Genomic DNA, 13,232 nt, shown 5'->3' on the forward strand with positions numbered 1-13,232 from the left:
TACTTCTCCTTTATCCCAGATCGCCGAACCGAACCTGCAAAGCGGTGATTGCGGTGAGCGCTGTTGTTTCAGTTCTTAATACACGAGGACCTAATAAAATATCAGTAAAATGGTGCTCTGCTGTCATGGCAATTTCTTCGGGGGAAAGCCCACCTTCAGGGCCAATCAATAAGCGCACTTTTTTAACAGGTAAGGGTAAGGTATTAATACTTTGGTTTGCTCTAGGGTGTAAATTGAGTTTTAAACTATCATCATTTTGAGCGCACCATTCTTCTAATGACATCACTGGCATCAATTGTGGAAGCGTATTTCTACCACACTGTTCACATGCCGAGATAATAATTTTTTGCCATTGTTGATGTTTTTTCTCTAAACGGCTTGGATCTAGTTTAACACCGCAGCGTTCTGAGATCAGTGGTGTAATTGTATTTACACCTAGCTCTACTGATTTTTGAATAGTAAACTCCATTTTCTCACCTCTAGACAATACTTGCCCTAAATGGAGATCGAGAGGGGATTCTTTATCATCAACAATGCCTTCATTTACTTGCACTGTGACTGATTTTTTTGTGCTTTCAATGATTTCAGCATCAAACACTTGGTTTGAACCATCAAACAATGCCAGTTTTTGTCCTGTAGACATTCTTAATACACGCCCAACATGATTAGATGCTTCGTCATCTAATGTTGTTTGCGTGCCTGTTGTGAGTGGTTCTGGATGATAAATGCGAGGAATACGCATAACGTGAAACCCTTACGTAAAAGATGGTTAACCGTGATAAATAAAATATGTGATATGCATCATACGCATGACATTATGGCATGCAAGTTATCACTTTGCTTTTGTCGTTATTATAGCGTGAATTTTCTTGCGAGTTTTGTCTCAAAATTTCATGTTTTTAGGGTGATCATAAAAGAAATTCTCGGTGTTCGATTTATTCTCTTATACAGTTAGCTAATAGGAGTTTTGAAAAACAAAGGATTGATATTTATGAGCTTTATTGGTTTTCTCTTTAAACGTGATTTCTTGCTCTCTTTTCTTAGTTGTTTTTTCATGGCAATTAAAATTTGTACATTTTATTCATTATTATCTTTGTTACCTAAATCTCGGCGTTATCAGCTTATTTTTAGTTATTTTGTTATTTTTCTTTATTGGGTGACTGCAATTAATTCATTATCTTTATTGATAATATTTTCAATGTTAACTTTTTATTTATTAACGCTTTCTGTTTTTGATGCTGACTATTTCTTGCTGCCTAATGATTTAACTTTTTGGTTGTTATTTTTAGGGTTATCAATAAATTACACTACATATGGACTGGCTATTTTTCATCATGCTTTTTATGGTTTTTTAATGGGATCAGGGCTTTTTTATGGTGTTTATTTATGGGGATATTTTATTTATCAAAAATGTGTATTGGGTTTTGGTGATGTGAAATTGTTTGGTGCAATCGGCGCATGGTGTGGGTTTGAAAAATTACCTTATATTCTTTTAGGTGCTTCTTTGTTAGGGCTTTGTGTGTATTGCATAGTATTAATAACCACAAAAGAATATTTAAACAAAGTCGCATTTGGCTCTTGTTTATCTTTTTCGACACTAATGGTGCTTAGTTTCTATTTTTAGTTTATTGATAATTTTATATTTACAATATTTAAAATGGGTAATGTCTTGAATAATAAAGAAGGTAGTGTGCAGAAATACGTAAATAAATCAGCACACTGTAAAATCGGTTATAGATTTCCTGTTATAAATTGTTGCCAGCGTTTTGTATCACCTAAATATTTTTCAACTGGTATTAGATGATAACCTTGTGCATCTTCAATAAATAGCGTCGGAAAACCACGACCATTAACTTGACTCATTAATTGCTGTGTTTGACTTAAATGTTGTTGAGTTTGTGCTTCATTAATTTCAGACAGTAAAAATGCAAACTGTTCAACATCAAAGCCTAGTTTTTTCACAATAAATAACAGTGTGTTTTTATCACTGATATTTAGGCCGTCAAGGTAATAGGCTTCTTGTAATGCTTTTAATAAATAAACGTCACGTTTTCCCATTATTTGAGCGACAAGAATAGCTGAAATAGGTAACAAAGAGTTTAGTACCATTTCTGTGTTACCAAGAGCGTCACGGTATGCATGACTAAAAACTTGACCTGATAACTGGCTAATACGTTCATCAATTGGTGTGACGTGTTCTTTCCATGATTGACCACCAGTTACGGCTCTTGCTGGTGTAAACAAACCACCACCATGTAACCTGATAGCATCAGGAAATATATTGCTCACTACTTCAATTAAGGGAGCAATGCCATAACACCAACCACAAAGAGGATCATAAACATAGTGCAATATTTTAGTACTTTGAGTATTACCTGTACTGCTTGTTACTGAGGCCATTGCATCTCTCCTTTAAGTACTTTTGCACTGAGCTCTAGGCTTGATTTATCTGCTAAATTCTGATGAGTTTTTTCCATCACTGCAATAAATTCATCTGAATTTTTTGTCTTTTCAAGATTTTTCTCAGCCTCAATTAGGTAATTCATCGTAAAGTCAACTGCTTGTAGACTATATGTTGCTTCAGGTAAATAGTGACCTGGAATAACGGTTTTTGGTGAGAGTGATTTTATTTGTTGCAATGCTTTAACCCAATGTTGGCGCTCTGCAACAGTTTGAGTATCTGCTAACCAGACATGAATATTTTCAGAAACTAAAACTCCCCCCATCACTGCATTCAGTTTTGGAACATAAAGATATGTTCTATCTGGAGATTGACTATCTAATCCTTTGATAGAAATAGTCTCTCCTTCAATAGAAAAACTATCGCCTGTTACCACTTCAGGAATGATGATTTTTTTAGGGGCATTTTCTTTAAGTACTGGCCCCCAGTAGGCAAGTTTTCCTGCTTGGGTTTCGTTGATAGCATTGATTGTGGGTGCAGTTGCAATTACTTTAGCATTTGGAAACGCATCAGTAATAACATCTAATCCAAAATAAAAATCAGGATCTGAATGGCTGATATAGATATAAGTCAGGTTTTTTCCAGAAGCTTTGATCTTATCAACTAAGGCTTGTGCATCATTTTTTTGAAATTGTGCATCAATTAAAACAGCATCTTTATCACCATAAATAATTTCAGAAGAAACAGGGAAAACACTCGCCTCTCCAGGATTATAGATATCTAATGTTAATTCAGTGGCTAGTGCTGACGTTGCGAAGAAGGCGGTTGTTGCAAGTGTTAAAGGAAGTAATTTTTTCATCTTTTGTTTTCTCCATAATGTTGTTGCTGACTATAATATGTTGCATAAAACAAGAGAAAAACCCCATTTCAGGCAATTAATTGTTGCGTAAATCGAGCAAATAAAATGGATAAAATAAAAGCATCAGAAGTTTTTGTGACCATTGTAAAGCAAGGTAGCATGATAAAAGCTGCTGATTATCTAGGTATGTCTAGAGCCATGGTAACTCGTTATTTAAATGAAATGGAGGAATGGGCGGGTGTTCGTTTATTACATAGAACGACACGTAAACAGAGCTTAACATCTGTTGGTGAGATGGTTTATGAACAGAGCTTACAATTATTAGAAATGGCAGAACGTATCCCCGCCAATATTCCTAAGGAGCGCCATCAAATTAGTGGGCTTGTTCGTATAACCAGTTCACAATCGTTAGCAAATAGCATTTTATCTGTTGCTATCTGTGAGTTTATGCAACGTTACCCTTTAATTGCCGTCGATTTACAAATTACTAATCAAACGGTGAATTTGGTGGAAGAGCGCATTGATATTGCTTTGCGTATTACTAATCATCTTGAGCCTAATTTAATTGCACGACCGCTGGCAACATGCCTTTCTGTAGTATGTGCTCACAAAGATTATTTAGTAAAAAAAGGAATACCGAAAACACCGGATGATCTCGCTCAACATCAGTGTTTAACTTATCGTTTTTTTGGGCGTAGTTTATGGGAGTTCAATTTAGAGGATAAACGTTATTCTGTGCCCGTTGGTGGTAATTTGAGTGCCAATGAATCCGTTGTTTTATTGCAAGCCACATTAAAAGGAGCAGGGATATCATTACAGCCTTATTATTCAGCAAAACCTTATCTTGAAAGTGGAGAGTTAGAACACGTTTTAGCTGACTATCAAGCTCAACCTATGGGGATTTATGCTGTTTTAGCGAGTCGGCAAAATATGCCAGCAGCAGTACGTGTATTGCTCGATTTTCTTGTTGAATGGTTTTCATCCTCTCCGCATTGGCTTGGTTTATCGGGTAAAAGCGAGCTTTAAGCGTTCAGGGTAATTCGCTAATGTACTTTTCATTACATCAATAAAATAGGAAACCAGTTGTGATGATGGTCGATGAGATGGGCAAATTAAACTTATAGTAAAGGGGATTGTAAAGCTTAAAGGGCGAATACAAAGTGTTTTATTGAGGTAATCAAGAGCAGTAATAGGATTAACAATTGAAATACCGATATTTTCACTGACCATGGCGCAAATAGATGCAGCACTTTGTGTTTCCATGATTAATTGTCGCGTTATTCCTTCTTGAATAAAAACGGCATCAATGAGCTGTCGATAAGGATCATTAACAGATAAGCTGATAAAGCGCTCGTTCTGAAAATCAGACGGGTGTAACAATGCTTTTTGACACAATGGATGTGACTTAGGTAAAACGGCAACTTCATTGAGTGTTAACAGTGTTTCTTGTTGAGTTCCTGCTGGTGTTTGCGTGTGTTCTGTTAAGCCCAAATCATAATGTTGAGCAGATAGCCACTCTTCTAATAATGGTGATTCTTGAGGAACGATAGTTAAATTGACATCAGGATGTTGATCAATAAATTGACGACAAATGGAAGGTAGCAATGATTGAGCGAATGCAGGTAAACAAGTGATATTTAGTTCAGCTTGTCGAAAATGACGAATACTTTCAGCAACATTAATGATCCTATCTAAACCATAATAAGAGCGTTGTACTTCTTCAAAAAAGCGTAATCCTTCTGCCGTGGGTTGAAGTCGGCCTTTTATCCTGTCAAATAACTTAAATGATAATAGATGTTCAAGACGTGATAATTCTCGACTTACAGTAGGTTGCGAAGTTTTCAGTAATTCAGCCGCTTCAGTGAGATTTTGTGTCGTCATTACAGCATGAAATATCTCAATATGTCGCCAGTTAAAAGGAGCTTTCATTTATTATTCCTATATCAAAAATGAATAGAGTGTAGCTTATTTGATATTTTTATTCCTTTTCAAGTTAATTAATAATCATTTTATTCATCTGTGACTTTTATGAGTAAATATTATGACAACATCAATCACTATGGCTCAATATCAACTCGCACAAACGTATGGAACGCCATTATGGATTTATCAAGGCGATACAATTTCTGAACGTATTGCTCAACTAAAATCGTTTGATGTGGTCCGCTTTGCTCAAAAGGCTTGCTCAAACATTCATATCTTACGTTTAATGAAAGCGCAGGGTGTAAAAGTAGACTCGGTTTCATTAGGTGAAATCGAACGTGCTTTAGTGGCAGGCTATCAAGGTGGTAGAGAAAAAAGCGAGATTGTCTTTACTGCTGATTTATTGGATGAAAGAACTATTGAGCGTGTTATTGAGTTAGATATTCCTGTTAATGCAGGTTCTATTGATATGCTTCGTCAATTAGGTGAACGCAATCAAGGGCATGCTGTTTGGATAAGAGTTAACCCTGGATTTGGTCATGGGCATAGCCAAAAAACCAATACAGGGGGTGAAAATAGTAAACATGGTATTTGGTTCGATGATGTCCCTGAAGCATTATCTGTGATCCAACAATACAACCTAACTTTAGTTGGTTTTCATATGCATATTGGTTCTGGTGTTGATTATCAACATCTCGCTAGTGTATGTGATGCAATGGTTGAGCAAGTGCTTACCTCTAAAGTTGATATTAATGCTATTTCAGCAGGTGGAGGATTATCAACGCCATATCAAGAAGGTGATGTAACAGTCGATTTAACCCACTACTTTTCGTTATGGGATAAAGCACGTCAACGTATTGCACAACATCTTGGTCATGATATTGAGCTTGAAATCGAGCCGGGGCGTTTCTTAGTGGCTGAGTCTGGTGTATTAGTTTCTCAAGTGAGGGCGGTTAAATCGATGGGAAGTCGTCACTATGTGCTGGTGGATGCCGGATTTAGTGATTTAATGCGTCCTGCGATGTATGGAAGTTACCATCAAATTTCAGTTTTAGATAATCATGGGCAAATAAAGCCAATGACAGAATTACAAGAGACGATCGTGGCAGGCCCGCTGTGTGAATCGGGTGATGTTTTTACTCAGCAGGAAGGTGGCACTGTTACCCCTCGTTTATTACCTCAAACTCAAGTGGGTGATTACATAATTATTCATGATACAGGGGCTTACGGCGCTTCAATGTCATCTAATTATAATAGTCGTCCTCTTATTCCGGAAGTATTAATAACAAAAGGGACTTCTCGATTAATTCGACGCCGCCAAACCATAGAAGAATTATTAGCGTTGGAGTTGGATCTCTAATTAATCGTTTTTATTAGCCCACTTTGATTGAAATAAAAACACCTCATGACTTAATTAGTTATGAGGTGTTTTGTTTTATTGGGCGGATGATGTGCCCTTATATAAATAAACTAGGCTGCTTTGTCTGTTTTGGTATTACTCGTTTTAGGCTTTTTTGCGGGGACCGCCAGTGCATCAAAGTCAAACTCATCAACATTGATACTCCGTAAGCGACTTTGTTCAGCTTTACGTAAAATATCAGCCTCTTCTGGAGTCACTCGTTTATCCGCTAACGCTTTATCTGCTAACTTATCTAATTGAGTAAAACTGAATTTTTTCTCGTAGAGGCGACAAATACGGTCGAAAATAGGTTCTGCTGCCAAAATATCAAGCAACGCTTCTTCCATTAAACCATGTGGATTGTGTTCACAAGGTGTTAAGAATTGGCCTCTACCAATACGATCGCGAGTTTCAGATGGTTGTTGAATAATTTGAGCCACTTTACTGTCTAGTTTATCGGATGGCAGTTTTTGCGCTTTACCAAGAGGGAAAATAATAGCGCGCATACTACCTGCAATCATTCGGCTCGGGAAATTACGTAACAGTTCATCAATTGCATTTTCAGCTTGGTATAGACACTCTTTCACACTCCAATGTACTAATGGTAAATCGGCAGTATGACGACCTTCATCTTCATAGCGTTTTAAGACCGCAGAAGCGAGGAAGATATGGCTTAAAATATCACCCAAACGAGCAGAAATACGCTCACGACGTTTTAAACTTCCACCTAAAACACCCATTGAAACATCAGATAATAAAGCCATATTGGCACTAAGGCGGTTAATTTGCTGATAGTAACGACGTGTTTCATCATTGGTTGGTGATGTACTTAAACGGCCATTAGTGATACCTAACCAAATGCTTCGTAAGGTGTTACTTGCAACATGCCCAATATGGCCAAATAAGGCTCGGTCAAAATCATGTAGATTGCTATCACGTGCTGCAGCAATTTCATCTAACACATAAGGATGGCAACGAATAGCACCTTGACCATAAATGATCATACTACGTGTTAAAATATTGGCACCTTCAACGGTGATCGCAATAGGCGAACCTTGATAAGAACGGGCAACAAAGTTTGAAGTTCCAAGGCAGATCCCTTTACCACCAACAATATCCATTGCATCAATAACGCCACGTTGCGCTCTATGAGTACAATGGTATTTGACGATAGCAGATAAAACGGCAGGTTTTTCCCCTAACATAATACCCGTGGTAATTAAGGTTGTGGCAGCATCTAAAAGATAAGCATTACCAGCCAGACGCGCTAATGGCTCTTCGATACCTTCCATTTTACCAATAGGAATTTTGAACTGACGGCGTACACGAGAATAAGCGCCGGTTGCCATAGCCACACTTTTTAATCCACCGGTAGAGTTTGAAGGTAGAGTAATGCCACGACCAACAGAAAGGCACTCCACCAGCATTCTCCAGCCTTGCCCTGCCATTTTTGGCCCACCAATAATGTAATCAATAGGAACAAAAACATCTTTACCGCGAGTAGGCCCATTCATAAACGGAACGTTTAATGGGAAGTGGCGATGGCCAATTTCAACGCCTTTTACATCGGTGGGAATTAATGCACAGGTAATGCCAGGATTTTCATCGTTACTTAAAAGATGTTCAGGATCACGCAATTTAAACGCTAGTCCTAATACGGTTGCGATAGGTGCAAGGGTGATATAGCGTTTATTCCAATTTAAGCGAATACCTAATATTTGCTCTCCTTGCCATTCTCCCATGCAAACGACACCACTGTCTGGGATCGCACCTGCATCAGAGCCAGCTTCAGGACTGGTTAAAGCAAAGCAAGGGATTTCATCTCCCTTGGCTAAACCAGGCAAATAGCGTTTTTTCTGCTCATCGGTGCCATAATGCTGAAGAAGTTCACCAGGGCCTAAAGAGTTAGGTACGCCAACAGTGATGGCTAAAATACCAGATACCCCAGCCAGTTTTTGCAATACACGGGATTGTGCATAGGCAGAAAACTCTAATCCGCCGTACTCCTTTTTAATGATCATCGCAAAGAAGCGATTATCTTTTAGGTACTGCCAGATTTCAGGTGGTAAGTCAGCCAACTCATGAGTGATTTCAAAGTCATTTGTCATACGACAAACTTCTTCTACTGGGCCATCAAGGAACGCTTGCTCTTCAGCGGTGAGTTGTGGTTTGGGATAATTATGCAATTGCTTCCAATCAGGAGCGCCACGGAAAAGCTCACCTTCCCACCATGTTGTACCTGCATCAATGGCTTCTTGTTCTGTTTTAGACATAGAAGGCATGACTTTTTGAAATGCTTTAAGTGCAGGAGCTGAAATATAGGCTTTACGAATAGACGGAAGTGTAAAGGGTAATAAAACCAATGCAACGGGGAGGAGTAGCCAGTAACTCCAAATATTAGCTAGACCCATTACAAAAGTGTAAGCAATGAGAACAAGGCTACTTACCGCAATACCAAATTTGCGATAACTAAGTATGCCTATAAGAATAATGAAAAGTGCAATACTGAGTAGTGTCATAATAAACTCCTGTATTTAGCAAGAGATCGGAGGTCAGACCTGTTGTTTGTTATTTAGATCTAATCTAGTCACCAACTTTTATCAATATATTTACATTCTAATTACAATATAGCTCACAAATTATTCGTAAATGAGAGAAGTTAGCATTTGTCGGTAATGAGTATCTTCTTTCATGACATTGAATCCGTTACACTGAGAAACAGAAAATTTCGATTACCCTTTCTGGAGTAAAAATCCTATGTACCAAGATCTTATCCGTGGTGAGTTAACAGAAGCAGCAGATACTCTTTCTCGCTTTCTTCAAGATGATGCAAACATTGAAGCTATTCAAAAAGCAGCTGTATTATTAGCAGATTCTTTTAAAGCTGGTGGCAAAGTATTATCTTGTGGTAATGGTGGTTCTCATTGTGACGCAATGCATTTTGCTGAAGAGCTGACAGGGCGTTACCGTGAAAATCGTCCTGGTTATCCTGCCATTGCGATTTCTGATGTAAGCCATATTTCATGTGTGAGTAATGATTTTGGCTATGAATATGTATTTTCACGTTATGTTGAAGCTGTAGGTAGAGAAGGTGATGTTCTGCTGGGTATCTCAACTTCAGGTAATTCAGGCAATATTATTAAAGCGATTAGTGCTGCGCGTGAAAAAGGCATGAAAGTCATTACGCTAACAGGCAAAGACGGTGGCAAAATGGACGGTACAGCGGATATTGAAATTCGCGTTCCTCATTTTGGTTATGCTGATCGCATTCAAGAGATCCATATCAAAGTTATCCATATTCTGATCCAATTAATTGAAAAAGAAATGGAAAAGTAAGTCGTTATTGATATTGCTATAAATCAGCAATAAACATCGACAAGAAGGAGTGAGCGATGTGTGAATTATTAGGCATGAGTGCAAATGTACCGACAGATATTAATTTTAGTCTAAGTGGGTTAATTCCAAGAGGGGGCAAAACAGGGCCTCATAAAGATGGTTGGGGAATTACCTTTTACGAAGGACTAGGGTGTCGCACATTTAAAGATCCTCAAGCCAGTGCTATTTCACCTGTCGCTCGCTTTGTTCAAGAGTATCCGATTAAATCTGAGGCTGTCATTGCTCATATTCGTCAGGCGAATCGAGGAAATGTCTCTTTAGAGAACACGCATCCTTTTACCCGTGAATTATGGGGTAAAAATTGGACTTATGCACATAATGGCCAATTAAAAGGCTATCATTCTCTTGAAACAGGGCGCTTTAGAGCCATCGGTCAAACAGACAGTGAAAAAGCATTTTGCTGGATCTTAAATCAACTTGAAGAGCGTTATAAACGAACGCCTGCTAATTGGCTGGCTGTGTTTCGCTTTATTTCTACTTTAGCCTCTCAATTAAGGCAAAAAGGGGTTTTTAATATGCTGTTATCTGATGGGCGATTTGTTATGGCGTATTGTTCAACAAATTTACATTGGATCACGCGAAAAGCGCCTTTTGGAAAAGCAAAACTACTTGATCAAGATGTAGAAATTGATTTTCAGCAACATACACAATCAGATGATGTTGTTTCTGTTATTTCAACATTACCACTTACTGGAAATGAGTCTTGGCAGCGTATTCCTGTGGGGGAGTTTGTGTTATTTGATCGTGGTGTGCGTATCCTGTAGCCATTTGCTTTCACTATTTTGTGATAAATTAAGGGTGGGTTGATTCGGTACAATTGAGGTGTTATTAACAAGATAGCGTCCATCCTTAACAGTAACAGAAGGGATCTGTTTGCGCTCTTCGACATATTGATAGGCGGGCATAAGTTGTTGCCAGAAATCGATGTCCGTTGAATAGTGATGTTTCTTCATATTTTCGTTAGTCATTTTAAATGGGAAAATATGAATGTTGATCACTGATTGTCCATTTTTTAGGGCTAGTTCAGCATACTGATAAATTTCATCCATAACTGAATCTGTCATTGCATAACAACCAACCGATTTACACGCTCCATGGATCATTAAAAAATCCCCGGTGTATCCTTTTGATTTGTCGTATTGATTAGGAAATCCTAGATTGATAGCTCGGTAAAATCGACTATTCGGGTTTAATTGTGAAAAATTAACCTGATAAAAGCCTTCTGGACTTTTTAAATCACCTTGAAATTTTTTAGGGCCTAACCCACCAGAATAGCTACAAATAGGGTAAGTACGTACTTTTTCTAATTGCCCATCTAATTTTTCTGTATAAAGTTCAAGTAAGCTTTCTTCTTTGAAAATCTGAATATAGATAGGCCGTCCTGTGCTTTTTTTAACAGGTTCCATTAGAAATTTTGAACTGTTTTCAGCGTTAACTAATAAAGAAGTTAACATTAATGTTAAAAAACTGATTAGTTGTTTTGCGTGACTGGTCATGGTTTTATCAGAAAAATAGCTTAAAATTTGTTGATAAAGTAGATCGTAGATTGCTATGAAGCAATAAATTTGTAAATTAAAATCTGAGATGGTTTCTTTTCTATTACAAAATATTCTGTGTGAAATTTAAGCGATCGTCGAGAAAGATGATATTTTAATTCGGTTTATACGAGTTGTTAACGTTTCAGTCAAAATAATATTCCCATTTGCTTGAGCTAAATCACTCGAATAGTCAGACAGGTTTAGGCTGAGATGATAAAATTCAGGTCGGCAGAATAAGAGAAAATAGTAACAATTATCGGAGATAAATAACTTAAGGTTCAAAAACACCTTAAGATGTTTTTATTACAGAGTCGCTACATTTTCGGGGTGAATTTGTAGCTTAGGGTTTAACTGATAAACTTGTGCAAATCTTATGATTAAAATTAAAAAAGGACTCGACCTCCCAATTGCAGGAGCGCCTGCCCAAGTGATAGAAGACGGACCCGCGATTCAACGCGTAGCACTGCTAGGTGAAGAATATGTCGGTATGCGTCCTTCTATGATGGTTTCGGAAGGTGAGCATGTAAAAAAAGGGCAAATTCTTTTTGAAGATAAAAAGAATGCCGGTGTTGTTTTCACCAGCCCAGCTTGTGGTAAAGTCGTTGAAATTAACCGCGGTGAACGCCGTGTGTTCCAATCTATCGTGATAGAAATTGATGGCAACGAAGAAATCACCTTCAACCGCTATGATAGCGCTGCGTTGTCAGATTTAACCCGTGAACAGGTTGAAAGCAACCTTGTTAAATCGGGCATGTGGACTGCGTTAAGGACTCGTCCTTATAGCCGTACTCCACATTTAGGTACAACACCTGTTGCCATTTTTGTTTCTGCAATGGATACCAATCCGCTTGCAGCCGATCCTATGGTTATTATTGAGCAAAATGAGAAGGCATTTAATGATGGCCTTGTTGTTTTAACCCGATTAACTGAAGGAAAGGTCTATGTTTGTCATGGCGAAAAATCGCCTGCAAAATTGAATGACGGACAAATTAGTTATAACCAATTTTCTGGACCTCATCCAGCTGGGTTGGTAGGCACTCACATTCATTTCTTAGAACCTGTCAGTGCTAAGAAAATGGTTTGGCATTTAAATTACCAAGATGTGATTGCTATTGGTTACTTGTTTACAACCGGTTCTTTATACACTGAACGTGTTGTTGCATTAGCTGGTCCTCAAGTAAAAGCACCGCGTTTAGTGCGTACTTGTTTAGGGGCTGATCTCTATGAGTTAACCAAAGATCAATTAGTTGATGATGAAAACCGCATTATTTCTGGCTCTGTATTATGGGGATGGAAATCTGATGAGGCTCATCACTATTTAGGTCGTTTCCATAATCAAGTTTCTGTATTACGAGAAGGTCGTGATAAAGAGTTATTTGGTTGGGGTATGCCGGGTAGCGATAAATTTTCTATCACACGTACAACTATCGGTCACTTCCTAAAAAATAAACGCTTTGCTTTTACAACCTCAATGAATGGTGGCGAACGTTCAATGGTACCAATTGGTAACTATGAGCGTGTTATGCCGTTAGACATTATGGCAACGCATTTATTACGTGATTTAGTTGTAGGTGATACAGACAGTTCACAAGCATTAGGTTGTTTGGAATTGGATGAAGAAGATTTGGGATTATGTACTTATGTTTGCCCAAGCAAATATGAGTATGGCCCAGCACTGCGCCAAGTATTGACCAAAATTGAGCAGGAAGGGTAACT

General features: G+C 38.0%; 12 protein-coding genes. 6 read left to right on the forward strand and 6 right to left on the reverse strand.

From position 1 onward, the window contains the following. Nucleotides 1-10: 10 nt before the first annotated feature. Nucleotides 11-742 (reverse strand): 16S rRNA (uracil(1498)-N(3))-methyltransferase, encoded by a 732-nt coding sequence (gene rsmE / locus DK866_RS14265; RefSeq protein WP_109409438.1) that lies wholly within the window; start codon nt 740-742, stop codon nt 11-13. Nucleotides 743-991: 249 nt separating this feature from the next. On the opposite strand from rsmE, the gene DK866_RS14270 reads away from it, so the two are divergent. Beyond that, the gene (locus DK866_RS14270; RefSeq protein WP_109409439.1) at nt 992-1,624 is read left to right on the forward strand and encodes a prepilin peptidase; all 633 of its coding nucleotides are present in this window, start codon (nt 992-994) and stop codon (nt 1,622-1,624) included. Nucleotides 1,625-1,731: 107 nt separating this feature from the next. Here DK866_RS14270 and DK866_RS14275 read toward each other — a convergent pair whose 3' ends face one another. Then, complete coding sequence (locus tag DK866_RS14275) at nt 1,732-2,400, reverse strand: DsbA family protein (protein ID WP_109409440.1); 669 nt, start codon at nt 2,398-2,400, stop codon at nt 1,732-1,734. Further along, complete coding sequence (locus DK866_RS14280; protein WP_109409441.1) at nt 2,388-3,260, reverse strand: MBL fold metallo-hydrolase; 873 nt, start codon at nt 3,258-3,260, stop codon at nt 2,388-2,390. Before DK866_RS14280 ends, DK866_RS14275 begins: the two co-directional genes overlap by 13 nt. Nucleotides 3,261-3,365: 105 nt before the next feature. Between DK866_RS14280 and DK866_RS14285 the strand changes: the two genes are divergently transcribed. Next, entirely contained in the window at nt 3,366-4,286 is a 921-nt protein-coding gene (locus DK866_RS14285; protein ID WP_109409442.1) for a LysR family transcriptional regulator, read from the forward strand. Here DK866_RS14285 and DK866_RS14290 read toward each other — a convergent pair. Next, nucleotides 4,263-5,189 (reverse strand): LysR family transcriptional regulator, encoded by a 927-nt coding sequence (locus tag DK866_RS14290; protein ID WP_109409443.1) that lies wholly within the window; start codon nt 5,187-5,189, stop codon nt 4,263-4,265. The two genes, DK866_RS14285 and DK866_RS14290, sit on opposite strands and share 24 nt — an antisense overlap. Before the next feature lie 112 nt (nt 5,190-5,301). On the opposite strand from DK866_RS14290, the gene lysA reads away from it, so the two are divergent. Then, nucleotides 5,302-6,543 (forward strand): diaminopimelate decarboxylase, encoded by a 1,242-nt coding sequence (gene lysA, locus DK866_RS14295; RefSeq protein WP_109409444.1) that lies wholly within the window; start codon nt 5,302-5,304, stop codon nt 6,541-6,543. A gap of 110 nt (nt 6,544-6,653) precedes the next feature. On the opposite strand, the gene fadE is transcribed toward lysA, so the two are convergent. Beyond that, a complete protein-coding gene (gene fadE / locus DK866_RS14300) occupies nt 6,654-9,101 on the reverse strand; it encodes an acyl-CoA dehydrogenase FadE (protein ID WP_109409445.1) in 2,448 nt (815 codons plus the stop codon). Nucleotides 9,102-9,339: 238 nt separating this feature from the next. Here fadE and lpcA point away from each other — a divergent pair, with 238 nt between their 5' ends. Continuing rightward, entirely contained in the window at nt 9,340-9,918 is a 579-nt protein-coding gene (gene lpcA / locus DK866_RS14305) for a D-sedoheptulose 7-phosphate isomerase (RefSeq protein WP_072070905.1), read from the forward strand. Between the two features lie 56 nt (nt 9,919-9,974). Continuing rightward, nucleotides 9,975-10,742, forward strand: coding sequence for a class II glutamine amidotransferase (locus tag DK866_RS14310; protein WP_109409446.1), 768 nt, complete (start codon nt 9,975-9,977; stop codon nt 10,740-10,742). Here DK866_RS14310 and DK866_RS14315 read toward each other — a convergent pair. After that, the gene (locus DK866_RS14315; RefSeq protein ID WP_109409447.1) at nt 10,713-11,474 is read right to left on the reverse strand and encodes a L,D-transpeptidase family protein; all 762 of its coding nucleotides are present in this window, start codon (nt 11,472-11,474) and stop codon (nt 10,713-10,715) included. The genes DK866_RS14310 and DK866_RS14315 overlap by 30 nt on opposite strands. A gap of 415 nt (nt 11,475-11,889) precedes the next feature. Between DK866_RS14315 and DK866_RS14320 the strand changes: the two genes are divergently transcribed. After that, nucleotides 11,890-13,230 carry a Na(+)-translocating NADH-quinone reductase subunit A gene (locus tag DK866_RS14320; RefSeq protein WP_109409448.1) on the forward strand — a complete coding sequence of 447 codons (1,341 nt, stop codon included), beginning with the start codon at nt 11,890-11,892 and terminating at the stop codon, nt 13,228-13,230. The last annotated feature ends 2 nt before the right edge of the window (nt 13,231-13,232 follow it).

It is taken from the genome of Proteus genomosp. 4 str. ATCC 51469 (assembly GCF_003144375.1).
Lineage (GTDB): Bacteria > Pseudomonadota > Gammaproteobacteria > Enterobacterales > Enterobacteriaceae > Proteus.

What these genes read in the sequence shown, in the direction of transcription:
- DK866_RS14320 (WP_109409448.1), top strand. Translation starts at nt 11,890, where the DNA reads ATGATTAAAATTAAAAAAGGACTCGACCTCCCAATTGCAGGAGCGCCT.
- fadE (WP_109409445.1), bottom strand. Translation starts at nt 9,101, where the DNA reads ATGACACTACTCAGTATTGCACTTTTCATTATTCTTATAGGCATACTT.
- DK866_RS14290 (WP_109409443.1), bottom strand. Translation starts at nt 5,189, where the DNA reads ATGAAAGCTCCTTTTAACTGGCGACATATTGAGATATTTCATGCTGTA.
- rsmE (WP_109409438.1), bottom strand. Translation starts at nt 742, where the DNA reads ATGCGTATTCCTCGCATTTATCATCCAGAACCACTCACAACAGGCACG.
- DK866_RS14275 (WP_109409440.1), bottom strand. Translation starts at nt 2,400, where the DNA reads ATGGCCTCAGTAACAAGCAGTACAGGTAATACTCAAAGTACTAAAATA.
- DK866_RS14310 (WP_109409446.1), top strand. Translation starts at nt 9,975, where the DNA reads ATGTGTGAATTATTAGGCATGAGTGCAAATGTACCGACAGATATTAAT.
- DK866_RS14280 (WP_109409441.1), bottom strand. Translation starts at nt 3,260, where the DNA reads ATGAAAAAATTACTTCCTTTAACACTTGCAACAACCGCCTTCTTCGCA.
- lpcA (WP_072070905.1), top strand. Translation starts at nt 9,340, where the DNA reads ATGTACCAAGATCTTATCCGTGGTGAGTTAACAGAAGCAGCAGATACT.
- DK866_RS14285 (WP_109409442.1), top strand. Translation starts at nt 3,366, where the DNA reads ATGGATAAAATAAAAGCATCAGAAGTTTTTGTGACCATTGTAAAGCAA.
- lysA (WP_109409444.1), top strand. Translation starts at nt 5,302, where the DNA reads ATGACAACATCAATCACTATGGCTCAATATCAACTCGCACAAACGTAT.
- DK866_RS14270 (WP_109409439.1), top strand. Translation starts at nt 992, where the DNA reads ATGAGCTTTATTGGTTTTCTCTTTAAACGTGATTTCTTGCTCTCTTTT.
- DK866_RS14315 (WP_109409447.1), bottom strand. Translation starts at nt 11,474, where the DNA reads ATGACCAGTCACGCAAAACAACTAATCAGTTTTTTAACATTAATGTTA.